Raw genomic sequence first — 25,742 nt, 5'->3', positions numbered from 1 at the left:
AAAACGAAATGTTTATAAAATTTAGAATTTTTACACTATGTATTTTATTTGTATATTTATTGTTTTTAATTATCTGTTATACCTAATTCTACCATGAAATTTAATCAAACACTAAAAAGGTTTGTGACCTTCTTATTATCATTAACCACTATATTTTGTATCTTTCTATTTTGTGCTTGTACAAATGAAGACAAGACTGTAAACGCCAATTATGAGGTTGTTCCTTTACCTCGACAAATAATTTATCAGGCAGAAAGCAATCCTTTTGTTTTGGATAAATCAACCCGAATCTTTTATATAGAGAATGATAGCCAATCACATCAGTTGGCTTCTTTCTTAGCTGCATATATTAACGAGTGTATAGGTGTTGATATTCAATTGACTACAAAGAAAGATGCTGAGAATATTATAGAATTTCAAATAGATACAACACTAAATACAAATCCCGATTATTATAAATTATCTGTCACACCTCATAATATACTCATAAATGGGGCAGGTGCATCAGGTGTATTTTATGCTATCCAGACACTGAGAAAATCATTACCTGTAGAGAGTGTAAATAACATTTCTTTTCCTGCGGCGGTAATTGAGGATTATCCGCAATTTTCACATAGGGGAGTATCGTTAGACGTGTCCCGTCATTTTTATTCGGCAGATTTTATAAAGAAGTATATAGATGTTCTGGCATTATTCAATATGAATGTCTTTCATTGGCATCTAACAGATGATCAAGGGTGGCGAATCGAAATAAAGAAATATCCTAATCTGACTAAAATTGGCGCACAAAGATCTGAAACTGCTACTGATCGTCATTCGGAAGAATATGACGGTAAGCCTTACGGTGGTTTTTATACTCAGGAAGAAATAAAAGATGTGGTAGAATATGCCCGTCAACGTTATATAACGGTTATTCCTGAAATAGATATTCCCGGACATACATTGGCTGTTTTGGCATCTTATCCCGAATTAGGCTGTATCGGAGGACCTTATCAGGTTGGACGAGGTTGGGGTATATTTGAGGATGTGCTTTGTGCTGGAAACGATAGTGTATTTACATTTTTGGATGATGTATTTACTGAGGTTGCAGAATTATTTCCTGCTAAATATATTCATATTGGAGGAGACGAATGTTTGAAAAACAGATGGATGGCTTGTCCTAAATGTCAGGCGAGAATAAAAGCTTTAGGAATCAGAGAGACAAAAGCACATTCACTCGGAGAACAATTGCAAAGCTATTTTATCCATCGGGTAGAAGAGCTGATTAATAAAAAAGGAAAATCTATAATAGGTTGGGATGAGATATTAGAAGGAGGAATTGCTCCTAATGCTACTATTATGTCGTGGCGAGGAACTGATGGTGGAATATATGCAGCTGGCAGAGGTCATGATGTAATAATGACTCCCGAATCACATCTTTATCTCGATTATTATCAATCACCTGATGTGGATAACGAACCCTATACTTTCGGTTGGTTAACGGATTTGGAGAAAGTATATAGCTTTGATCCTATACCTGTTGAACTAGAAAAAGATCAGCAAAAAAATATTTTGGGAGGACAAGTAAATGTCTGGACTGAATATATGCCTACCAGTAAAAATGTAGAATATATGTTGTTGCCTCGCTTAGGAGCTTTGGCTGAAACCTTATGGTCGTATCCTCAGGAAAAAGATTACAATAACTTTGTAGCGAGAATGTACCGACAATCTTTATTGTTAGATAAACTAGGCTATGAAAATTGTAAGCAAGCTTATGGGGTGCAGACAAAATATGATTATGATACAGATAAAAGTGAGATAAAGGTAGCACTTTCAACATTCGATACTGCTCCTATTTATTATACATTGGATGGTACTGTACCAACAGAAAAAAGCCTTAAATATTCAGAACCTATTATCATTTCTAAATCAAGCAATTTAAAAGCATTAGTTGTGAGAGATGGTATACAAAGTAAAATTTACTCAAAAGAATTTTCATTTAATAAAGCTACCGCGAAACCTATTGAGTTGAAGAATCAGCCTGATAAGAAGTATACATTTAATGGAGCAATAACTTTAGTTGATGGGCAAGAAGGGTATAAGAATAGTTATCGTACAGGATTGTGGCTTGGATTTTTAGGAGAAGATATGGTAGCAACAATAAGGTTGGGTGGTCAGACAGCCGTTTCATCGGTGCGAGTAAATCAATTTATAAATAGTCGTGGTGGATTATTATTTGCTAAATCAATAAAAATAGAGGTGTCGGATGATGGAAAAACTTTCAGAGAAGTAGGTTTTAAAACGCAGCCAATACTTAATGAGCATATTAAACCACAGATATTTGAAGTAAAAGAAACATTTGATACAGTAAAAGCCAACTATATACGAGTAACACTTGAGGCTGTTGAGGGATTGCCAGCGTGGCATGAAAAAGCTGGAGCAAAGGCTTATATAATGGTTGACGAAATAGTTGTAGAATAATATGCTTAAGCAAGTAATAGCATTGATTTTAATAAGTAGTATTTTATTTTGTTCTTGTATAAAGAATAACAATTTAACTTTAGGTCTAAAAGAGAAAAAAGGAATTGGATCAGAGGTATTTCATAAAATGAAAATTTTAGATCTTCGAAAAGAAATTATCTCGTCATTAGGATCTAAAACTATTAATGAGTTTGAATCAGCTATTGAAAGAATATATGATGAGACAATAGACGGAGGACTTTCTTTAGAACGTGATATTATTGATAATTATAGTCAAGTATGTTATTATATTGGTCTGACTATTCCTGATAAGGAAAACAAATATATATCTACAATATATTCTTTTAGAGTTAACCTTATTCTGCAAGATAAAAATATTATCTATTATAATTTAGGAAAGATTACTTCTTTTAGGGGTGCTGATTTTACATTTATAAAAGAAGAGTATAAGGATCGATTCGAGTATGATATGCTAAATACTAAATTTAGGAATGTTTTTTTGATAGATTTGAATCTAAATGAGCTTTTTGTAACAGATATTGTTTATGGAGAGGGTTGTGGGATTGGATTCCAGCCTCCTAATGAAAGACAAATAATGAATTTATTAGTTACTTATAAGAATATAAATGAAATAAGACGCTGGCTTCAATCTTCTAACGTGGAGAAACAAATATATGCTTTGTATGGATTTTATGAGTTGAATAAAAAGGGATATAAACCTTTTATTGATGATCAGAAAATGATTGAGTCTATTTTAAAGAAAAAAGGTGATCTGAATTTTTGTTATTCTTGTGAATACATGACAGAGAGGATTGAAAATATTGTAAAGGAAGAGTTTGACTTTCAATTTTGAAAGAAAAAAGAGAGTTCAGACTATGACTCTCTTTTTATATATTACAATCTGATTTATGAAATCATAAAATGTAAACGATTCTGTAAATTTACTTCGGCAATACCACCATCAATATCGAGATATAGGATATTCATATCGGGGTATAGAGTTTTCAATCGCTTCTCAATTCCTTTAGCTACAATGTGATTGGCTATACATCCGAAAGGTTGAATGCATACCACTTTATTAACCCCTTTACGTGCGTAGTGGGCTATTTCACCTGCAATAAGCCATCCTTCACCATATTGATTGGATAGGCTTAATACTTCGGAAGCAGCTTCAGCTTTAGCAAAAATAGATTCGGATGCCTCATAGAATTTGAAATTAGACATGATCTTTTCGAACTTCTTAATCTTGCTATTGATCCAAGTCCAGATAAGAGGTTGCATGGCTTTTGCGAAGATAGTTTCTTCTTTCAGACCATTTTTTACATCTTCTTTGTTGTTGACAAAGAATTGAATTAGGAAATCCAAAAGAGGAGGACATGAAACTTCAACTTCTTTCGACCGTAGCCATTCCGTTATATTTGCCTGAGCATAATTGTTATATTTCAAGAATATTTCACCGATAAGACCAACTCTGGTATATTGTTTTTCAAAAATAGGTACATTATTGAAGTCGGCAACAGCTTCTTTTAATAATCGACGTAGCATTTTAGGGGAATTGGCTCTTACTCCATCAATTCCTCTTTCAATATAAAAGTCAAATACTTGCTGCGATGCACCTTTTGTTTTTTCACGCACACTAATTGCACTGTGCATTTGTTGTAAAGCGTCCGAGTAAAGCACAGTATCAACCGCAATTTTAGCCAGTTTTTTCCAGTCGATATTAAACTCACTTTCTTCATTCTGATACGAGTCTCCTGACGAAAGGGCAATAACGGGAATGTCTCTGAATCCTGCATTTTGTAATCCGCTCTTTATTTGAGCCAGATAGTTGGTCGCACGACATTGCCCACCCGTTTGAGTTATTGCCAGAACCACATCTTGTACATCATACTCTCCTGATTGTAGTGTGCTGATAATATCCCCTAATATAAGGGTTGATGGGTAACAAACCTCATTATTACCATACATCAAACCTAAATCTGCCGATACTTTGTTCGATTTAGGGAGGTTTTGAAGTTTATACCCGACCAATTCACCCAAAGCAGGAGCAAAAGGCGATAAAAAGTCGGTAAACCAAGGGAGGAGTATCGTTTTCTTTCGGTCTTCTTTTGTATAAGGCGTGCGATAACCCTCGTATGCCGGTTGAGGAGCTTTCTGTTCCTGTGTATTAATCGTTTTGAGAGATTCAACCAGAGAACGTAAACGCAATCTAATAGATCCCGGGCTGGCTATCTCGTCAATACGTAAGATTGTGAGGTTCTTACCTGCTGCCTTTAGTATATCCTGTGTTTCATCCATAAAAAAGGAATCAGGCCCACAACCGAAAGAATTCAACTGAATCAATTGTATATTCTGAGGTAGTTTTGCAACCTCCATAGCTGCTTGTACTACACGATTAGGATACGACCATTGTGATACAATATTCAAACGTCCGAATCCAGAGCTTTCTTCTTTACGGAAAACATCATCCGTAAATACTGTAACCCCCAGATCAGATAATATCTGTCCGACTTTCTGATGAATAAGAGGGTCGGCATGGTACGGTCTTCCTGCAACAACAAAAGCTGTTTCGTTATTTGCGATAGCCTGATTTAGTAATTCTTTTTGACTTTCTCTTAGCTGTACTTTTACCTCTGTTTTTACCTTCATCGCTTTCTCAAACGCTTTACTGAAAACAGACTTTGAAACACCTAATGATGATAAGTAGTCAAAACAACCTTTCTCCAAAGCCTTATCGCTACTGAATGTTATAACAGGTTTGTCGAAGGCGATACCATATTTTTCGTCGGGTTCTACCGAACTTCTGATAACTTCGGGATAACCACTCACCACAGGGCAATTGAAAGAGTTGGATGAACTGCCAAATTCTTTCTCTTCCTTGGGTATAATAGGGTAGAAGATGCGGTCTACTTTCTGTTCGATAAGCGATAACACGTGTCCGTGTACCAGTTTTGCAGGAAAACAGATATTATCGGACATTACACCGCCCACTCCTTTTTGATAAAGAGGAAAGGTTGATTCGGGTGATAATCTCACATTGAATCCGCAATCCGAAAGAAGTGTATGCCAGAAAGGATAATTATCGAACATATTCAAGACACGAGGTATCCCGATTGTTTTACCTTGTTGGATATTATCGGCATTAACTCCTCGGTTGAATAATATTTCATTCTTTTCATCAAAACCGTTATAACCACCTTTTTGTATAGAACTTTTATTGTAAAATATCTTTTCGCATTTGTTGCCTGCATAACAGATATTACCGTTTTCGAATTTAAACCGTAATACCGAACAATTATTCGTACAGCCTTTACATTGAAGCTCTCTTGTATCAATGGCTTCTATATTGGGCAAAGATATTGCTCCGTTGGCAGGAGTTGTGGCTTGCTTTTTTTTCCATAATCTTTGAGAATAAAGAGCAGCACCCAAAGCACCCATCAATTCGGGATGATCTGTCGAACTTATCGATTTTCCCGAAAGTAATTCCAAAGTACGATATACGGCATCGTTTCGGAATGTACCTCCCTGAACAACAATGTGATCGCCCAACTGTTTAAGATTGGATATTTTTAGAACTTTGTATAAACAGTTTTTCACGACTGAATAAGCAAGTCCGGCGGCAATATCATCCATTCCGGCATTTTCACGAAGCGACTGTTTTACTTTCGAATTCATAAAGACAGTACAGCGTGAACCTAAATCAGACGGATGTTGTGCTATACATGCGGCATGGGAAAATTCGCCCAAAGTCATATTCATTGTAGATGCAAAGTTCTGTAAAAACGAACCGCATCCGGCAGAACAAGCCTCATTCAATTCAATATTGGAAATTACTCCGTTTTCGGTGAATATCGATTTAATATCCTGCCCCCCAATATCGAGAATAAAAGAAACCTGAGGGTCTACATATTGTGCTCCTGACAGGTGAGCCATGGTTTCTACAATTCCATAATCGAGTCCTAAAGCCGATTTTATAAGATCCTCACCATAGCCTGTCGCTGCTGAGGATAAGAATTTGTAGGATACACCTTTGTCTTCTGCTTTCTTATAAAACTTCGAAAGTCCTTCTATAACTTTCTTGAGAGGATTTCCTTCATTGCTTCCATAAAAGCGATATATGATATTGGCATCGGAATCCATCACTACAATTTTGGTTGTAGTAGACCCCGAATCTATCCCGAGGAAACATTCTATTTCTTTCTTACTTCCCAGTTCTTGAAATTGTAGAGGCTTAATCTTTCTATTTTTCTTCCATTCCTGATACTCTTCTTCATTGTTGAATAAAGCCGGTAAATAGTCTTTCTGAGCTGTTGTATTGTCTTCGGATTTGGATATTAAATCGTTCAGATTGTGATAAGCTATATCCTTTTGTTGATATAATGCAGCTCCCCAAGCCGGAAAATATTCTCCGTTTTCGGGTAGTATAAAATCGTTATCTTCTATTTTTAATACCTCTCTGAATGAATTTCGTAAGGCAGGAATAAACGTCAAAGGACCTCCAATGCATAGTATTTTAGGTACAATATCGCAACCTCTGGCTAGGGTAGTAACACTTTGAAGTGCTACTGCATGAAGAATAGAACCCGATATATCAGCTACGGGAATGTTTCTGCTTATCAGATTTTGTACATCTGTTTTTGCAAATACACCACAACGAGAGGCGATAGGATATATTTTCTCGAATTTAAGAGCCTGATTTCCTAATTCTTCGGTTGAAATATTCATCAGGTTTGCCATCTGATCGATAAAAGCACCGGTACCACCGGCACAACTACCATTCATGCGGATGTCGGGATGTTTTCCCTCTTTGAAGAAAACCATTTTGGCATCTTCACCACCCAGATCAATAAGAGTATGAGTTTCAGGATATACTTTATTAACCACTTCTACAGCGGCTACTACTTCTTGTACAAAAGTAACACCTATACGTTCGCCAATACCCATACCTGCCGATCCTGTAATGTTTATACAGAATTCGGTATCAGGAAATTGATTGGTTACCTTGTCTAATTCTTCGGCAAACGATTGCTGTATATTTGCCTGATGTCTGCGATAGGCTTTATAGATAATCTGCGAATCAGAATCTATAATTACTATTTTAATAGTCGTTGATCCAACGTCAACTCCCATTTTATATTGAAGTTTTGTGTGCATATCGGGCAATATTTTAAAGCTTAGTATTGGGTTGCAGAGCATTAATGGTAAACTCTACAACATATTTTTTATGATTGGCAATCAGTTCGCTGTATTTTTCTCTCGAAACATCCATGAGTGCCATGGCTAATTCTCCGAACATAAAAGGGAATAGCGATAGGGAAATAATATTTAAAAGAAAATCAGCAGATGGTGTTTCTCTTATTGTACCTTTGGCTGTTTCATCTTGTATGCGTTTTGCGATCTGTTCGAATGCCTGAAAGGGATTCTTACTTTTTATCCGTGTGGTTAGCCTTTGCGGATTGAGGCTTACTTCATTTAATATGAACATGGGGATTTGAGGATATTCAAAAAGAATCTCATAGTAAGTATGTATCCATGTTTCTATTAGTTCAAAGAATGGCATATCAGACCCTAAAGTCAGGAATATTTTTTGAGTAAGTATCTCCATTGCCTCCTCAAATATTATCTCAAACAAGTTGTATTTCGATTGAAAATAATAATTTACCATTGCTACATTTGTATCCGATGCTTTGGCTATATCCCTGATACTTGTTCCATTATACCCGTTTTTTATAAAGAGGGTTTTAGCTTCTTTTAAAATTTTTCTCTTTACTTCATGGGGATCTTTATCGTTGATCATATCTTAGGTATAATAATATTCGTGCAGTATTAAACAACTGTTTAATACTGCAAATTAATAAAAAAAACAGCAACTAAACAAGTGTTTAATTGCTGTGATGTTTTTTTTCTTCTTAATTATACCAATCAATGTTAATCGTGATAGAGATATGAATCTGTTTTACCCTGAAAATTTATCTGTATAAGAAAGTATTTATGGAAACAAGCTTATCTTTTTATTTTATCTCAAACAACTCAAAAAAGGTTACACGAAAAACGAAGTGAAAAAGTTGTCACTTTTGTCACTTTTGTAATGTTTTTAAGATTAGTTTTCTGTTTATTAGATTTTTATATAAATGACGGTTTTGTACTTTTTGTCATCTTATTGCAAGGTTTGTAAATCAAATCAGTTATTTAGATTTAGTAGCTTAATTGCTTTTTCCATATCTTCGGGAGTATCAATACCAATAGTTTCTATATCAGTAAGTCCGACTTTTATCTTATAACCGTTTTCAATCCATCGAAGCTGTTCTAAAGATTCAGCCAATTCAAGATTCGATTGAGGTAGCAAGGTAATTTTTTTCAAGACATTAGCTCTGTATGCATACATACCTATGTGCTTGTAAAATATATGTTTGTCAAGCCATTCTGTATGATGAGCATCTCTTATATAGGGGATAATAGAACGGCTGAAATAAATAGCTTCGCTATTTTTATTCAAAACTACTTTAGGCGAATTTGGATTGAAAAGTACCTCAAAGCCATCTTCTTTTTTGAATGGTTTTACTAAAGTAGCCAATTCGGTTTCTTTAGAATCGAAACAAGATTTAAGTGTTTCGATTTGTTGAGGTTGAATAAAAGGTTCATCTCCCTGTATATTGATTACGACATCAAAGCCGTTTCCAATTTTCGAAAAAGCCTCATTGCATCTGTCTGTTCCACTTTTATGGTCGGGAGATGTGAGGACGGCTTTTCCTCCAAAATCCTCTACAACTTTTAGAATACGTTCATCGTCGGTTGCTACCCAAACTTCGTCAATCGCTTTTTTAACTTGTTCGTATACCCTTTGTATCATCGGTTTTCCTGCCATATCAGCTAGGGGTTTTCCCGGAAAACGTGATGATCCGTATCTGGCAGGTATAATTCCTATAAATTTCATATATTTTAGTTTGCTTTACTTGTACACTCGTTTACTCTTTTATTTCAACAACATATAGTTGAGAGCTTTCGTACTTAATGACTTTAATATTCTTTCCACTTTCTATAAATCCTTGATTGGCAACAGCATCATAGTATTGACCGTCTATAATCACTTTACCTGATGGTCTTAAAACAGTAGCAGCGTGTCCAATCTTGCCTATCATAAGTTTTTGCTCTTCGGGTACGGAAATAAAGCCTTCCTGATCGCTTGTCAAAGCAATATTTCTGAACATGCTTCCTTTTTTTCCTATTCTGCTTATCAAGGTGATGATAAGGACAAACGACATCAGTATTCCTACGATGACCGTAATAAATGATTTGAGAGTTTGGTCAGCTGATACTCCTGTAAAGTCAAAATCAACATTCCCCACCAAACTAAGGAATAACCCGAGGACAGTAAGTACAATTCCACTGATGCCCGCCACACCAAATCCGGGTATGACAAATATCTCGAATGCTATGAGAATAAGTCCTATGACGAATATGATAATTTCCCAATTCTGAGCATAACCATCCATATATAGAGGGGTAAAATATAATAAGGCTGCCGTAATAGCCATAGCAACGGGTAAACCTACTCCGGGAGTCTTAAGTTCTATATATATACCGCCTATGATAACCATAATGAGAATACTTTGTACTATTCCATTGGTGAGAAAGTTCTTGATATAATCAAATATCGTAGGGTTATATGTTTGAATGTCATAGTTTTCGATATTCATATGTTTCACTATTATTTCAGAGATGTTTTCGGCAATACCGTCACAATACCCGACGCTAACCGCTTCATTTGCTGTTAATGTCAATACTTTGGTGGTATCGGTCAATATGGGAATAACTACACGCTCGTCTACCATTGCTTCTGCAATGCGAGGATCTCGTTTCCATGTAAATGTTGTATCATTGGTTTGTGATATAAGAGTGTCCTTACCGTGGCTTTCGGCGGTAGATCTGATTAGCGACCGCATATAAGATTGATATTTGTCAGGAGCTTTTTCACCCAAGGCATCAACAACCGTTGCTGCTCCTATATTGGCACTGTTCCGCATAAATATTTTGTCACAGGCAATAGCTATCAAAGCTCCTGCCGATGCTGCATTATTATTAATGAATACGTATACAGGTATTTTACTGTTTAAGATAGCTGTTCGCATCGAATCGGCTTCAACAACAGTTCCCCCATAGGTATTCATATCGATAAGTATGTAATCGGCTTTTTCTTTTTCTGCAAGATGTAATCCATTCTGTAGATACTGCCATGTTACGGGACCTATTTCTTGCTTGATATTGATTCTATATATAAGAGGAGTATCGGTATTCGCCATAAGTTGAATATACCCGACAAAAGTTAAAAGAAGAAATATAAGTGCTTTTTTCATATAGTTCAGTCTATATTTATTTAGTGTATATGACCTTAACAAAGGTAATTCAAAATATTTAATCTATGGACTTTTAGAAAATTTATAGGTACATTTGAGGTAATGAATAACTTTAAATATTTATGAAAAAAACAATATTTCTTTTAATATTCTTACTAATACTCTTCAATAATAAGGCTTTTTCTCAAAGTGATGGGTGGTATCAGCGAAATGATTTTATACGAGACGTAGGTGATATGTTTTATAAACAGGATGGAAAGATAAAATATACTTTTTATTCTGATGTAAGTATGGAGGAAAGAAACTCGATGATAAGTTTGACTAATCGATATATTAAAGAAAATTTAGCGATATTAAAAGAACTCGAACTTAATGACTCTATCGATATTATATTAGTTCGTAATAGGAATGATATGATTACGCATGTAGGTGCACCAATATCGGGGCTTGCTTTTACAAGTGTTGACGAGTTTGTTAAGCAAAAACTAATAATCAGTATTGGTGGAGATAGAAATCCTCTTAAACATGAATTAATGCATATGGTTTCGGAATGTAAATGGGGTATCCCCGATGATTATAACCGTTTTTCGTGGTTACAAGAAGGATTAGCTACTTATGCCGATCCTAAAGCGGAATGTGATACTTATTCCTTTGAGGAGAAATACGTATACTTTATACAAAGTAAAAAACTCATTAGTGGAGATTCACTTCTAAATCAGTTTGATTCTCAATATCCCAAAATAGCTTACAATCAGTCTGCATATATGGTGAAAGTTTTGATAGATAATTATGGAATAGACAGTCTCAAAAGGTTATGGACTGGTACAATGGATGACTTTGTTACAATATATGGAGTTGACTTTGATGATATGATGAAAAAAGTGGAAATTGAATTAATCGAAAAATACCCAGACCCTATTAAATTAGACTGGAGCGAATTTGAAAAAACATGCTATTGATAAACAGAATAGAAAAGTGTTTTTTAATTCAAATGCACTTCTTTTCTAAAAAATATATCCCGCTAAAATAATACACCGATTCAGCTCCTTTATAAAAATGAATGTATATTTGTAAACTGTTATGAATACATTTATTATAAGCATGGGATCGAACGAAAACAGGGCAGAAAACATGTCCCGTTGCCGTTATCTGCTTAGTAAAGATTATCCTGAAGTGGTATTTTCTGAGATGATTAATACTGAACCGTATGGTGAAACTTATCACTCTGATTTTTATAACCAGTTGGCATTAATTAATTCAGAGGATAGTGAATTGATTGTAGCCGAGAAATTGAAGAGAATAGAATCGGAAATAGGTCGTCGGTCAGAAGAAAAATCACAAGGGATAATAAAAATAGATGTTGACTTACTTGTCGTAAATGGTAAGATTATCAAATCGGAAGATTTCGAACGTCCCTATATAAGTAGCCTTTTTGATAATTTAAATAAAAAAGGTTGACTTTATTTAGTCAACCTATTTTTTTTCATTTCTTTATATTCATCTGCCGCAATACATAATTCGTTGTACCACGCATCTCCAAATTTGCGAATCAGTGGTTCTTTCAGGAATTGATATATTCGTAATCCTTCTTTATTACCCAATAATACAGCTGCTTTACATATTCGCCATCTATGATAATTGACCGCTGTAAATTCTCTGAATTTCTCTAACCTTATAGGGTATAAGTGGCAGGAAATCGGTTTGTAGAAATCGGTTTTACCTTCTCTATATGCTTTTTCAATGGCACATTTGCATACTCCTTTTTCATCGTAATAGGTAAATACACAATCTTTACCGTTTACAATTGAGGTGACCATATCGCCGTCTCTGTCTTTATAAGCAACACCTTGTTCATTGATAACTTGTTGTGCTTTAGGTGACAGATCGTCCCATATTAGGGGTAATACTTTTTCGATAATCTCGACTTCTTCGTTCTCTAGAGGAGCTCCAGACTCTCCTTCTACACAGCATTCTCCTTTACAAGCAGAAAGGTCGCAGATGAAATTTTCTTCTATAATGTCTAATGCTACTATGGCATCATCTATTTGTATCATTCTATTATTTTAATTGAGTCTGCAAAGGTAATGAATTTATATAAGTTTAGCTAAACACTCTTTACCGCTTTTGTAGCCTGTTATTTTTTTGTAGCTTTGTTTTAATAATACAAATCAGGGGTTGGAACGATTTATCTATCTGTAAAAGAATCTTTACTCTGTCCTCTCTTCTTTTAGAAGGTTGGGCTGGCGAAAAGTTAACAGCAAAAGAAAGAAAAAGAAAAAGCCATTAAAAAATGTAACTTTTGTCATCTTTTTTAATTCTTGTTGTTGATTTACAGTGTTATGTGTAAATTAAAAAAGTAACACTTGATAGTCGTTTTTGTCACCTTTCTGATTACTTTTTGTAACTACTGGCACCTTGTCGTGCTACTTTTTCAATTGCCGGTTGGCATAAAATATAAGTTATACTAACAATGAAAATAGACGTTTGTTTTTCCCCGATTTTATATCCGTATTACGTAGAAAACGATAATACGATTGTGGTCGTAGTAGATATTTTTCGAGCAACTACCACTATGTGTATGGCTTTAAATAATGGAGCTGCAAGTATTATGCCCGTTGCTACAGTCGAAGAAGCAAAAGCTTATAAAGATAAAGGGTATCTGGTAGGGGGAGAAAGAAATGTAGTGAAATTTGAATTTGGTGATTTTGGAAATACACCATCCGAATATACAAGAGAAAAGGTTGAGGGGAAAGATGTTGTTATCTCTACAACTAACGGAACGCATGCTATAGATATGGCTGAGGATTGTTCTTGTCTGGTAATAGGTTCGTTCTCTAATATTTCGACTGTGGCTGATTTTTGCCTTTCGCAAAAGAAGGATGTATTGGTGCTTTGTGCTGGCTGGCAAGATAAATTCAATTTAGAGGATAGTCTATTTGGAGGTGCCCTTGCTGAAATTCTGGTAGAAAAAGGGGGGTATAATGCCAGCTTCGATGCTGCAGGTGTAGCATTATCTATGTGGAAAGAAGCTAAACCGAATATCTTGTCTTACATAAAGAGAGGTGAGCATATGAAACGTCTTGAAGCACATAACCTTTTGGATGTTGCTGACTTTTGTCTGCAATTTGATACGACTCATGTTTTGCCCATTTACAATAAAAACACGAAAAAGATAACATTAGAGTAATTAGATATAATTCTTTTATATAACTTTGAAAAATAAATAAAGGTAATAAATCTATCTGTTTCTTAGTAACTTCAATATAGATTGATAGTTATATAATAAATATTCAGGAAAATAACAAGTTTGAAATATTTAATTAATAAAGAAAATAATTAGCTAAACTCATGGTATTTAGGTTTTTAATGTTGTCAGATGAAGTGGAGGATTTCAAAAGGGAAATTCAGATAGATGCTGACGCAACTTTTCTGGACTTACACAAAGCTATTCTTTCATCAGTAAACTATCAAGAAGGTGAAATGTCTTCATTCTTTATTTGTAGCGATAACTGGGAAAAAGAGCGTGAAATAACTTTGACCGAAATGGATACAAGTTCGGAAGAAGACTCCTATATAATGGAAGACTCAGTCTTGAATGATTTCCTTGAAGATGAGAAGCAAAAGCTTATGTATGTCTTTGACTATATGACCGAAAGATCTTTTTTTATTGAATTGAGAGAGATTATTACAGGAAAAGACTTAGATGAAGCTATTTGTACGAAATCGCTAGGAGATGCTCCTGTTCAATTTATCGATTTCGATGATTTTGAAGTAAAAAGTACAGGTATAGATACAGGTGAAAATTTTTACGGAGATGAAGGCTATGATCTGGATGAACTGGATGCTGAAGGCTTTGATGGTTTAGATGAATCTCTGCCTGCGTCAGATGGTGAGAATTTTTAATGAAGAAACTTCTTGTATTATTAGGACCAACCGGAGTTGGTAAAACCGAATTAAGCGTGAGTCTGGCTGAATATTGGAATTGTCCGATAATATCAGCAGACTCACGTCAGTTATATAAAGGTCTTTCAATAGGAACTGCTGCTCCTACTGAGATACAATTGTCTCGTGTACCTCATTATATGGTAGGCACACTCGGTATCGAAGAGTATTATAGTGCCAGCGAATTTGAGACAGATTCACTTAAAATAATCTCCCAACTACACCAAACAAATGATATTTTGATTGTCACCGGAGGTTCAATGATGTACATAGATGCATTGTGCAAAGGAATCGATGAAGTTCCCACGATAGATGAAAATCTTCGAAAAGAGATTTATGATCGTTACGAGAAGGAAGGGCTAGAGCCTATTCGTTCACAATTAAAAATTTTAGATCCGGTCTTTTATGATCAGGTAGATCTGAAAAACTACAAACGGGTTATTCATGCACTCGAAGTTTGTTTAATGTCAGGTAAGCCTTATTCTTCTTTCCGTACTAATACAGTAAAGCAACGTCCTTTCGAAATTATCAAAATTGGATTGATGAGAAATCGAGACGAACTTTATCAAAGAATCAACCTCCGAGTTGATAAAATGATGGAGGATGGCTTATTGGCTGAGGCTGAGAGATTTTATCCTTTTCGAATAAATAATTCTTTAAATACGGTTGGGTATAAAGAGCTATTCAAATATTTGGATGGTCAATGGACATTAGATTTTGCCATTGAGAAGATTAAGCAAAACTCTCGAATTTATTCGCGAAAACAAATGACTTGGTTTAAAAGAGATACCTCTATTAACTGGATTGATTTGTCTGAAATCTCACAAGAAATTGCTTTTCAACAAATACAGGAAAAGGTCTTGTAAATAGATTTTTTTCTTGAATATAATTGAAAGAGCTATTGATATATATAGGTAGATCTTTTAATGTTTAGATTATGAGTGATTTATGTTGTGGATTAGTTTTTAATTGATTTGTCAATTTTAACACGTAATATATTATTATATATTGCTGGCTATATTTTGATAGCTGATAAATGACAATAAATTAGCTGTATTTATGGGTTTTATATTTCCTTTTAATGAGCCTTTTTATTTTATGTCTTTAATTAATAAAAGAAAATAGTTGATGACAAACTTAAAGACAGCAACTATTTATTGCTCTTTGCTTACGAAACTGACAAATAACTATAAGGGCTTAATCTGATAGCTGAAAATAATTGTAATAACTGTTTTAGAATCTTTATCAAGATTTTAGATTATGAGGAATTTTATGTTGATTATTATTTGTTTAGAAAAAAGATAGATTAGTCTTTTTACTCTGAATAGAATAATATAAGATTGTTTTAAAGGGTATACAATAAGCGATATCTCTATTTATACTATTATTGTATATTAATAGTCTATTTAAACTCTATATTTTAAGTTTATTAGTTCTATTTAAAAAAAAATACAATGTTAATTAATGTTTAGAGTTATACTTGTGTATAGTAGTGGTTTGATCGAGGGGTGTAGAATTTGTCTGTGAAATTTTCTTTTGTGTAGAACTGTGAGAATGCTGAAATTTGAAAGAGATAAATATGTTAGAAAAAAAAGATAAAACTGCCGAAGAATATAATAAATCATTAAAATGAATAGTCTTCTCTTTTTCTTGGAAAAATAAGAATTAAATAATTTCCTCTGTAATTGAATTTAATGCATTGCCTATTAGTGTTTTGTGTTTCGGTAATGTCATTTTAAACCTCTTGAGAGAAGTAAATCTGAAAAAAGTGTAGAAGGTATATGAATTTATTGCATAGAAAGCAGACCTAAAAGGCTAATTATTTATCTTCCATACTAAAGAATTAAATGTCTTGTGTCCTTTAATGAAAAATTGCCATAATATACTTTTAGGAAATATTGAAGCTATATTTTGTGTTGTTTGTTTGTCTAAATTCTCTTTTCTAGCCTTACTGAAATTCTTCTTCATTTTATTGAATTCCATATGAGCCTGATGGGTAGCTTTGGCATTCTTGAATTTGCCCTTGGATATCATTTGAAGAGCTGCTAAATAGTCTAAAATAAATCGTATTTTGTAGATATGTTTAAACTCATTCTCTTCTAGGTTTTTATAAAGCATCAGAAGATTATTTCTAAAGTTCAGGAAGGTTTTTTTAGGACTTTCTTCAGTTAAGGTAGCTCCGCCTACGTGATATACCACTGATTGAGGTATACATGCAATTTTTAATCCTCGGGCATTTAATCTCCAGCATAGATCAATTTCTTCCATGTGTGCAAAGAAAGCACTGTCTAAGCCTCCTATTAGCTTGTATATCTCCGTACGAATAACTAGACATGCTCCCGATGCCCAAAATATATCAATGGGTTGATCGTATTGATTTATATCTTTTTCTACTGAATCAAAGATTCTTCCCCGACAGAATGGGTAACCATATTTATCTATAAATCCACCTGCTGCTCCTGCATATTCAAAATATGCCTTATCTCTTTGAGCTAATATTTTGGGTTGTACAACAGCTACATTTTCATTTGTTTCTAAAAAATCGAGTAAAGGTTCAAGCCAGTTTTCTGTAACTTCTACATCCGAATTTAGAAGTATTGAATATTGGGTATTTATTTGAGCTAGGGCTTGATTGTATCCATCTGCATAGCCATAATTTTCGGATAACTCGATAATAGATAGGCTGGGGTAGTGTTGTCTGATGAATGCAAGAGAAGAGTCGGTCGATGCATTGTCTGCAACAACAATATCAGCAATAGCACTATTGGTATATTTTATGATAGAAGGCAGAAATTCTTCGAGAAGCCGTTTCCCATTCCAGTTTAGAATAACAACAGATGCTTTTTTCATTCGTTCACGAAATCTTTTTTCTTATATTTCCAGCGTTTATGAGTCCAAAGCCAATAAGCAGGACTTCGTAAGATGGTTTTTTCCATCTCACGAATATATTTTTCTGTGATTGCAAATTCAGGCTCCTCTTTTGGGTTTGCTGAGATCAGCTTTACTTCGCAGTTATATTTGCCTCTTTCGACCCTTGTGATATCGAGATAGGTTATAGAAAAGCCTGTTTGCTTGGCTATTCGCTCAACACCTGTAAATACAGCTGTATCTTGATTCATGAATTTTGTCCAATAATGGATATTATTCCAGGATGGAGTTTGGTCGGACATAAATCCGATAAGTACTTTCTGTCCTGATCTCTTATACTGAATAATAGATCTCAAAGTGTTATTTTTAGGAATGCTTACACTCCCAAAACGACTTCGTATCTTAAGAAAGAGTTTATCAAAAGCTTCATTTTTAAGCGGGCGATAGATTTGCCCCAGTAAAGTGTCTTTTTCAAATTTTAAAGTAATAGAAGGTACCCATTCCCAGTTTCCGTAATGACCTAGATACATAATGGCAGAATTTCCATCTTTCATTAATTCTGCAACTAATTCAATATTTTTGAAAGTAATCCTTTCCTGTATTTCTTTATCTGTTATATGGAGTAGCTTGATAGTCTCAACAAAATAATCACAGAAATGATGGTAAAAGTTTCGTTCTAACTTTAACAATTCTTTCTCACTTTTGTCTGGAAAAGAATTTGAAAGGTTTTCTTTTACGACTTTTCGCCGGTATCTGACAATATAATATACAGGAATATACAATAAATCGGATAGTATATACAATACTCTAAGTGGTAGTAGAGCATGTATATATAATACGGCGTATATTATGTTGTATACTATTTTATTCATTTTATTGAAGTACTACGGCTGTTCCTTCTATGTTTAATCCACCTAGATGCACTTCACCCACCACATTTACGAGTCTTTCATCGTATTCACGCTCTATTTTCACATAGTTTTCGGTGAAGCCGTACATTTTATTATCGTGTACAGAATGTTCAAAAAGTGCTTTTCTCAGTAGTCCTTTTTGAGACAGGTAGAAATCTCTAAGTTTTCGATCCGATATATCTAATAAAGCTTTACTTCTGGCATGTTTGGTTTTAACATCAACAATATGTTCTATTTTCAGAGCTTGTGTGTTGGGGCGTTCCGAATAGGTAAATACATGTAGTTGCGATATGTCGAGGCTCTCAATAAATTGTCGGCATTCTTCGAAGTATTCATCGGTTTCACCGCGTGTACCTACAATTACATCTACTCCGATGAAGGCATGAGGTAGAATACTTTTTATTTTTTCAACTTTATGTCTGAATAAAGCTGTGTCATATTTCCGTTTCATTAATTTTAATACACTGTCAGACCCTGATTGTAACGGGATATGGAAGTGCGGAGCAAATCGTTTCGATTGTGCCACAAATTCTATAATCTCATCAGTTAGAAGGTTAGGTTCGATAGATGATATACGATATCGGGCAATACCGTCTACGTTATCCAGTGCTTTTACCAGATCAAAGAATGTTTCTCCGGTTGTTTTCCCAAAATCTCCTATGTTTACACCTGTCAGAACAATCTCTTTGCCTCCATTTGCTGCAACCTCTTCGGCTTGTTTTACTAAATCAGCTACGCTGCCATTACGGCTTCTTCCTCTGGCAAATGGTATTGTGCAGAAAGAACAAAAATAATCACATCCATCTTGTACTTTGAGAAAATAACGGGTTCTGTCGTCTTTTGAACAAGAGGGTACAAATGTTTTTATATGATTGGTTTTGCTGGTAAAGACCGTGCCTTTTTCTTTTTTCTTAAGTTCGTCAAGATAAGCTATCACATCCAGCTTTTGTTCAGCTCCCAAAACAATATCAACGCCTTCTATCGAGGCTATATCATCGGGTTTAAGTTGGGCATAGCATCCTGTTACAATAACATATGCCCCAGGATTTTCTTTGATGAGTTTTCGAACGGCTTGTCTGCATTTTTTATCTGCAAATTCAGTAACAGAACAAGTGTTTATTACGCATATATGGGCAACTTCCCCCTCGCGGGCTTTACGTACCCCCACTTCTGACAATTGTTTTCCAATAGCCGAAGTTTCAGCAAAATTCAACTTACATCCTAAAGTGAGATAGGTGGCAAGTTTATTTTCGAATATAGTATTATCTGTCATTTATTTATTAAGCAAATATGATTGAGTATGTATTGATACTCAATGTAGTATAAATATATAATTATAAATAGCTTACAAAAATACACAAAATGGATCAATATTGAAGTTAAAAAAGTTTGGAAATACCATTGTTGTATCTATTTTTGCACAAATAATAAAAAAATGAGCAGTTTTTATGATTAAAGAGAATTTCATTAAATTATATGAGGACAGTTTCAAATATAACTGGGATTTACCAGCATTGTCCGACTATGGAGACTCCAATACATTATTATACAAAGACCTGGCAAGAGAAATTGCTCGTTTGCATATTTTATTTGATAAATTAGAAATAAAAAAAGGAACTAAAATTGCACTTATTGGCAAAAATACTCGTCAATGGTGTATCGCTTATATGGCTACTATAACTTATGGTGCTGTTATAGTTCCTATTCTTCAGGATTTTCACCCTGATAATGTACACCATATTGTAAATCATTCGGAATCGGAATTACTTTTTGTAAATGATTCGGTCTGGGAAGGATTGGAAGAAGGGCAAATGTCACATTTGACAGGTATTTTTACTTTATCCGATTTCTCGTGTATATATGATAATAGTAAGAAGCATATAAAGTCTATTATCCAGAATTTGGATAATGAGATGACCTGCAAATACCCTAATGGTTTCACAAAAGACGATATAGTGTATGCAAGTGTCGATAATTCGGAAATGGTTCTGATCAATTATACATCCGGAACTACCGGGTTTAGTAAAGGTGTTATGTTGTTGGCTAATAATTTAGCAGGAAATGTAACCTATGCTAAAAAGTTGGATTTGTTATTTAGAGGAGATAGGGTTGTTTCCTTTTTGCCATTAGCTCATGCGTATGGATGTGCATTCGATTTTCTTTACGCATTGTCGGAGGGGGTTCATGTAACTTTATTGGGTAAGGCTCCTTCTCCTAAGATATTAGCTGCTGCATTTTCTGAAATAAAACCCAATCTGATAGTTACTGTTCCTTTGGTTATAGAAAAACTATACAAGAAAGCTATTTTGCCGAAACTTGAAAAATCAAGTATTAAAATGGCATTAAAGATTCCTCTGGTAAAGGATCAGATTTATGCAAAAATCAGAAAAGGCTTAGTGGATGCTTTAGGCGGTTCTTTTACCGAAGTTATCATTGGAGGTGCTGCATTTAATAAAGAAGTGGAAAGTTTTTTACATAAAATTAAATTCCCTTTTACAGTTGGGTATGGAATGACCGAGTGCGGGCCATTGATTTCATATGATCACCACTATGATTTTGTTCCGACTTCTTGTGGCAAGATATTGTCGATAATGGAAGTTCGGGTGGATTCCCCTGATCCTTATAATACCTTGGGCGAAATACAGGTTCGGGGAGAGAATGTGATGAAGGGCTATTATAAAAATGAGGAGGCTACAAAAGCTGCTTTTACTGAGGATGGTTGGCTTAAAACAGGCGATTTGGGTACGATAGATAAAGATAACAGGATTTATCTGAGAGGAAGAAGTAAAACTATGATTTTGGGTGCCAGTGGGCAAAATATATTTCCCGAAGAAATAGAGGCAAAACTGAATAATTTACCTTATGTTACAGAATCTCTGGTTGTAACGCGGAATAATAAATTGGTCGCTTTGGTTTATCCTGATTATGAGACAATGAACGTAACCGGATTGTCTTCAACCGATTTAGATGCTATAATGGAAGAAAATAAGCAGGTTTTAAACAAGTCTGTCGCAAATTATGAGACTATTTCTACCATACATATTTATCCTACAGAGTTTGAAAAAACGCCTAAAAAGAGTATAAAAAGATATTTATACGAAACATAATACCTCTATATATTGTTAATTAACATAATAGGACGCTCATAATTTAACATGAGCGTTTTATGTATCTGGATGATGAATACATTTTCCATAAAAGTGTTATCTTTGTCGTCTGATATTAATTTATTTAATTACTTTATTACTGTATGGATATAGCTAGAGACGATGAATGGGATATCGTCATAAAACCCAAGGAAAAGGGTATTCATCTAAACTTGAAGGAGGTTTGGAGGTACAAAGATTTATTGTATCTGTATGTTAAAAGAGATTTTATTTCTGCTTATAAACAGACCATTTTAGGTCCTCTTTGGTTTTTTATTCAGCCTATTTTTTCGACGCTTATTTATACATTGGTCTTTGGTGGAATTGCCCAGATATCTACAGATGGATTACCACCCATGTTATTTTATATGTCGGGTGTTTTGTGTTGGAATTATTTTACAGATTGTTTGGGGCGTAGTTCCGGCACATTTATGGGGAATGCAAATGTTTTTAGTAAAGTTTATTTCCCTAGACTTGTAGTTCCTATTGCCGGCCTAGTTTCGGCTGTTCTTAAAATGTTTATTCAGTTACTATTATTCTTTTCAATCTATATATACTTTCTGTTTAACGGTTCTCCGATAGGTATAAATAGTGCTGTGTTACTATTTCCTCTTCTGATAATTATGATGGCAGGTATAGGCTTCGGTATTGGTATTATTATATCATCGGTAACCATTAAGTATCGAGACCTAAATATCTTATTTTCTTTTGCTATTGGTTTGATGATGTATATTACTCCGGTTATCTATCCTTTATCTGCAATTCCTGCAAAATATGGTGCTTTTAAATGGATTATTCAATTGAATCCACTGTCTTCGATTGTGGAGGCTTTTAGATATGGTATGCTGGGAACAGGAGAATTATCGTGGGGAGGTTTACTTTATAGTGGAATATTTACCGTTATAATTGTTTTAATTGGTATTGTTACTTTTAATAAAGTAGAACGCCGATTTATAGATATTGTATAATTTAAGGTCAGAGGCCTTTTTATTGCTTTGGTAATTGCAATGTTAATAGCCGGCTATAGCTTTTAAATATAGCATAGATATTTTGCATTACTTAATAAAACAGAACATTTTATATGTCAAATACAGTAATTGAATTTGAAAATGTATCGAAACAGTACCGTTTAGGGACAATTGGAACAGGTACTTTAACTCATGATATAAATCGTTGGTGGCACTTGGTGCGTGGCAAAGAAGACCCTTATTTACAGGTTGGACAGGTTAATGACAGAAGTGTAAAATCGACAAGTGATTATGTTTGGGCATTAAAAGATATAACTTTTAATGTTCAACAAGGCGAAGTTGTAGGTATTATAGGAAAGAATGGAGCCGGAAAATCGACTTTACTTAAAATTCTTTCGCGAGTTACATCTCCTACAACCGGAAGTATTAGAGCCAAAGGACGTATTGCTTCGTTACTTGAAGTTGGAACAGGGTTTCATGGAGAGCTTACCGGACGCGAAAATATTTATATGAACGGGGCTATTCTTGGGATGACCAAAAGAGAGATAACAAGTAAATTCGATGAAATAGTAGACTTTTCGGGGATAGCGAAATATGTTGATACACCCGTTAAAAGATATTCTTCGGGAATGACTGTGCGGTTGGGATTTGCTATTGCAGCACATTTGGAGCCTGAAATTTTAGTCGTGGATGAAGTGCTGGCCGTGGGGGATGCAGAGTTCCAGAAAAAGGCAATAGGGAAAATGAAGGATGTTTCTCAAGGAGGAGGGCGTACGGTACTTTTTGTTAGTCATCAGCTAAATTCAGTTGCAGCATTATGTGACAAGTGTGTATTAATGAAAGATGGTACTGTCAATGACATTGGGGGTACATCTGATATTATATCAAAATATTTAAGTTTTGATGAAAAACCTCAAATATCTACTTGGATAAATAAAGGTGATAAGTATAATAATGAATTTTGTACATTAACAGAAATTTCTATCGTTAATGAAAATGGAGATTACGTCAACCAGAGTGTTTTCGCAAATAATCAAGTTTTCTACGTTAAAATAGAGTTTGAAGTTGAAACACTACATTCTGCATTATGTGTAGGATTTGCTGTTTATGATACAAGAGATCAATTACTTTTTTGGTCTTATAATACAGATGTGTCTGAAGATAGAATTATTCCAATTCAGAAAGGTCGAAATACTTTTTATGCGGAATTTCCTAAAAGAGTTCTTAATAATGGAGAGTATTATATAAAACCACTAATAAGTTTACATTTTATTTCATGGATAATAAATCCTGATAGTGAAGTGCCTTCGCTTCATTTTACAATTATGGGGGGATTAAGTGATTCTATAATTTGGAATGATAAGAGACCTGGTATTTTAGCACCAATATTGGAATATAAAAAACAAATATAATGAAACAAAGTATACAAAAATTCCTTCATCTTTTTGGATATGAGATGAAGGCATGGAAATATAATCAAGCAGAAATAGATGCAAATAATAAAAAAGCATATGAATTGGCTCTTTTTATTCATAATCATAAATGGCTACAAATGAAAGGACTAAAAACAATTGTAGATATTGGAGCTAATGAAGGACAATTTGCAGAGAGAATGAGAATATTATTCCCGGAAATTATGATATACTCTTTTGAGCCTATACCTACTGTATTTGCTAAATTGGAAGATAACTTCAAAAATGATCTTCATTTCAAGTGTTTCAATGTTGGCTTGGGGGATAAGGATGATCGAATGACCTTTCATTTAAATGATTACACGCCTTCGTCGTCATTACTTAAGATGAATCATGTTCATAAAGATAATTTTCCACAAACAGAATCGGAGTCAGAGATACCTGTCTTAATAAAAAGACTAGATGATGTTTTATCTTATCAAAATTTAGAAAAGCCATATATGGTAAAAATAGATGTTCAAGGGTTTGAAGATAAGGTGATTAATGGTGGGGTGAAGCTTTTAGAGAATGCCGACTTAATTATTATAGAAACTACGTTCGTAGAACTATATGAAGAACAACCTTTATTTGATGTTATATATGATAAACTTAGAAATTTAGGTTTTAAATACGTTGGAAATGAAGAACAATTAGTATCACCTATGAATGGTGAGGTTTTACAAGCTGATTCGATCTTTGTTAAAAATAAAAATTGATAATACCGACTAGAGTTTAATATCTATATGATAAATAAATATCCTAAAATAACAATAGTAACTCCAAGTTATAATCAAGGGCAGTTTCTTGAAGACACAATTCTTTCAGTGTTGGGGCAGAATTATCCTAACCTAGAGTATATTGTAATGGATGGTGGGAGTTCTGATAATTCAGTTGATATTTTAAAAAAATATGATAATGAGATAAGCTATTGGGAGAGTCAGAAAGATAAAGGGCAATCTGATGCTATAAATAGAGGTTTTACTCGATCCACAGGCGATATTTTAATGTGGTTGAATAGCGATGATATGTTGATGCCAAATGTCTTAAATTTTATTGCTCAGACTTTTCTAGAAAATGGAGATTGTTTGTATTTTGGTAATTGTATACATTTTCGAGAAAATACATATCTATGGAGTACAGGAAGTAATCTGGTAGAAACGTCCTTAAGAAATAGAATAAAAGATTTAGCATATATAATTCAGCCTTCAAGCTTTTGGACGAAAAAAATCTGGTTAGAAATTGGATCTTTAAACGAAAATTTACATTACACTTTTGATTGGGAGTGGTTTATAAGAGTCTCGGATGCTGGATATTCATTTAAAGCTTTATCTAAGCCATTATCAATCTATCGCTACCACGAGGATCATAAATCAGGAACTGGAGGAGCAGTTAGACAGAATGAAGTATTATCTATTTTAGAAAAGTACTCTCCTCGGTTATCTCAGCTGTATTCATATTTAATTAATAGTCCAGATGTATCTAATTCTAATAGTTTACGTTTAAAAATATATAAACTTTACTGTCGTGTAATTAGGCGAAAATATTCAGATGTTGATATTCTTAGATTTCTAGAACCTGAAAAATATAAAAATTATACAGTTGAAGAGATCTGGAAGATGAAAAGTATGTTATAATCATTGGA

General features: G+C 34.1%; 20 protein-coding genes. 12 read left to right on the top strand and 8 right to left on the bottom strand.

From position 1 onward, the window contains the following. Window positions 1–93: 93 nt before the first annotated feature. Together G7051_RS17290 and G7051_RS17285 are read left to right on the top strand one after the other, a co-directional pair. A complete protein-coding gene (locus G7051_RS17290) occupies window positions 94–2,460 on the top strand; it encodes a glycoside hydrolase family 20 protein (protein ID WP_166202276.1) in 2,367 nt (788 codons plus the stop codon). A gap of 1 nt (window position 2,461) precedes the next feature. Then, window positions 2,462–3,313, top strand: coding sequence for a hypothetical protein (locus tag G7051_RS17285; protein ID WP_166202274.1), 852 nt, complete (start codon window positions 2,462–2,464; stop codon window positions 3,311–3,313). Between the two features lie 53 nt (window positions 3,314–3,366). Here G7051_RS17285 and G7051_RS17280 read toward each other — a convergent pair whose 3' ends face one another. The 4 genes from G7051_RS17280 to G7051_RS17265 all read right to left on the bottom strand — a co-directional run bounded on the left by G7051_RS17280 (window position 3,367) and on the right by G7051_RS17265 (window position 10,814). Next, window positions 3,367–7,614 (bottom strand): acyl-CoA dehydratase activase-related protein, encoded by a 4,248-nt coding sequence (locus G7051_RS17280; protein ID WP_166202272.1) that lies wholly within the window; start codon window positions 7,612–7,614, stop codon window positions 3,367–3,369. 13 nt (window positions 7,615–7,627) lie between these two features. After that, window positions 7,628–8,257, bottom strand: a complete 630-nt coding sequence (locus G7051_RS17275) for a TetR/AcrR family transcriptional regulator (protein ID WP_166117429.1) — start codon at window positions 8,255–8,257, stop codon at window positions 7,628–7,630. A 384-nt stretch (window positions 8,258–8,641) separates the two neighbouring features. After that, window positions 8,642–9,394, bottom strand: a complete 753-nt coding sequence (gene kdsB, locus G7051_RS17270; RefSeq protein ID WP_166202270.1) for a 3-deoxy-manno-octulosonate cytidylyltransferase — start codon at window positions 9,392–9,394, stop codon at window positions 8,642–8,644. Between the two features lie 31 nt (window positions 9,395–9,425). Continuing rightward, window positions 9,426–10,814, bottom strand: coding sequence for a nodulation protein NfeD (locus tag G7051_RS17265; RefSeq protein ID WP_166202268.1), 1,389 nt, complete (start codon window positions 10,812–10,814; stop codon window positions 9,426–9,428). A gap of 122 nt (window positions 10,815–10,936) precedes the next feature. Between G7051_RS17265 and G7051_RS17260 the strand changes: the two genes are divergently transcribed. Beyond that, window positions 10,937–11,773 carry a peptidase MA family metallohydrolase gene (locus G7051_RS17260; protein ID WP_166202266.1) on the top strand — a complete coding sequence of 279 codons (837 nt, stop codon included), beginning with the start codon at window positions 10,937–10,939 and terminating at the stop codon, window positions 11,771–11,773. A gap of 121 nt (window positions 11,774–11,894) precedes the next feature. Beyond that, window positions 11,895–12,272: a 2-amino-4-hydroxy-6-hydroxymethyldihydropteridine diphosphokinase gene (locus G7051_RS17255; RefSeq protein WP_166202264.1), complete on the top strand. Its 378-nt coding sequence runs from the start codon at window positions 11,895–11,897 to the stop codon at window positions 12,270–12,272. Window positions 12,273–12,274: 2 nt separating this feature from the next. Here G7051_RS17255 and G7051_RS17250 read toward each other — a convergent pair whose 3' ends face one another. Then, entirely contained in the window at window positions 12,275–12,868 is a 594-nt protein-coding gene (locus G7051_RS17250; protein ID WP_166202262.1) for a DUF3109 family protein, read from the bottom strand. A gap of 416 nt (window positions 12,869–13,284) precedes the next feature. Here G7051_RS17250 and G7051_RS17245 point away from each other — a divergent pair, with 416 nt between their 5' ends. The 3 genes from G7051_RS17245 (at window position 13,285) to miaA (ending at window position 15,622) form a co-directional block, all read left to right on the top strand. After that, the gene (locus G7051_RS17245) at window positions 13,285–14,001 is read left to right on the top strand and encodes a 2-phosphosulfolactate phosphatase (RefSeq protein ID WP_166202260.1); all 717 of its coding nucleotides are present in this window, start codon (window positions 13,285–13,287) and stop codon (window positions 13,999–14,001) included. Between the two features lie 161 nt (window positions 14,002–14,162). Then, window positions 14,163–14,717, top strand: coding sequence for a plasmid pRiA4b ORF-3 family protein (locus tag G7051_RS17240; protein ID WP_166117407.1), 555 nt, complete (start codon window positions 14,163–14,165; stop codon window positions 14,715–14,717). Continuing rightward, a complete protein-coding gene (gene miaA, locus G7051_RS17235; protein ID WP_166202258.1) occupies window positions 14,717–15,622 on the top strand; it encodes a tRNA (adenosine(37)-N6)-dimethylallyltransferase MiaA in 906 nt (301 codons plus the stop codon). Before G7051_RS17240 ends, miaA begins: the two co-directional genes overlap by 1 nt. A 949-nt stretch (window positions 15,623–16,571) precedes the next feature. On the opposite strand, the gene G7051_RS17230 is transcribed toward miaA, so the two are convergent. Genes G7051_RS17230 through mtaB form a run of 3 tightly spaced genes read right to left on the bottom strand, consistent with a single transcriptional unit; the run spans window position 16,572 to window position 19,808 of the window. Then, window positions 16,572–17,606: a glycosyltransferase family 2 protein gene (locus tag G7051_RS17230; protein WP_166202256.1), complete on the bottom strand. Its 1,035-nt coding sequence runs from the start codon at window positions 17,604–17,606 to the stop codon at window positions 16,572–16,574. Continuing rightward, on the bottom strand, window positions 17,603–18,496 hold the full coding sequence (locus tag G7051_RS17225; protein ID WP_166202254.1) for a lysophospholipid acyltransferase family protein: 894 nt from the start codon (window positions 18,494–18,496) through the stop codon (window positions 17,603–17,605). The genes G7051_RS17230 and G7051_RS17225 overlap by 4 nt, the downstream gene beginning before the upstream one ends. A 1-nt stretch (window position 18,497) precedes the next feature. After that, a complete protein-coding gene (gene mtaB, locus G7051_RS17220; protein WP_166202252.1) occupies window positions 18,498–19,808 on the bottom strand; it encodes a tRNA (N(6)-L-threonylcarbamoyladenosine(37)-C(2))-methylthiotransferase MtaB in 1,311 nt (436 codons plus the stop codon). Between the two features lie 175 nt (window positions 19,809–19,983). On the opposite strand from mtaB, the gene G7051_RS17215 reads away from it, so the two are divergent. The 5 genes from G7051_RS17215 (at window position 19,984) to G7051_RS17195 (ending at window position 25,734) form a co-directional block, all read left to right on the top strand. Beyond that, window positions 19,984–21,642: an AMP-binding protein gene (locus G7051_RS17215; RefSeq protein WP_166117402.1), complete on the top strand. Its 1,659-nt coding sequence runs from the start codon at window positions 19,984–19,986 to the stop codon at window positions 21,640–21,642. Window positions 21,643–21,791: 149 nt separating this feature from the next. Beyond that, window positions 21,792–22,649 (top strand): ABC transporter permease, encoded by an 858-nt coding sequence (locus G7051_RS17210; protein WP_185155028.1) that lies wholly within the window; start codon window positions 21,792–21,794, stop codon window positions 22,647–22,649. A 113-nt stretch (window positions 22,650–22,762) separates the two neighbouring features. Further along, window positions 22,763–24,061 carry an ABC transporter ATP-binding protein gene (locus G7051_RS17205; RefSeq protein ID WP_166202248.1) on the top strand — a complete coding sequence of 433 codons (1,299 nt, stop codon included), beginning with the start codon at window positions 22,763–22,765 and terminating at the stop codon, window positions 24,059–24,061. After that, on the top strand, window positions 24,061–24,816 hold the full coding sequence (locus G7051_RS17200) for an FkbM family methyltransferase (protein WP_166202246.1): 756 nt from the start codon (window positions 24,061–24,063) through the stop codon (window positions 24,814–24,816). The genes G7051_RS17205 and G7051_RS17200 overlap by 1 nt, the downstream gene beginning before the upstream one ends. Before the next feature lie 27 nt (window positions 24,817–24,843). Next, window positions 24,844–25,734 (top strand): glycosyltransferase family 2 protein, encoded by an 891-nt coding sequence (locus tag G7051_RS17195; RefSeq protein WP_166202244.1) that lies wholly within the window; start codon window positions 24,844–24,846, stop codon window positions 25,732–25,734. Window positions 25,735–25,742 lie beyond the last annotated feature (8 nt).

Source organism: Dysgonomonas sp. HDW5B (assembly GCF_011299335.1).
In the GTDB taxonomy this organism is placed as follows: Bacteria; Bacteroidota; Bacteroidia; order Bacteroidales; family Dysgonomonadaceae; genus Dysgonomonas_A.
Note: the sequence above shows the minus strand (reverse complement) of the source record. Positions and strands in the feature narration are given on the sequence as shown.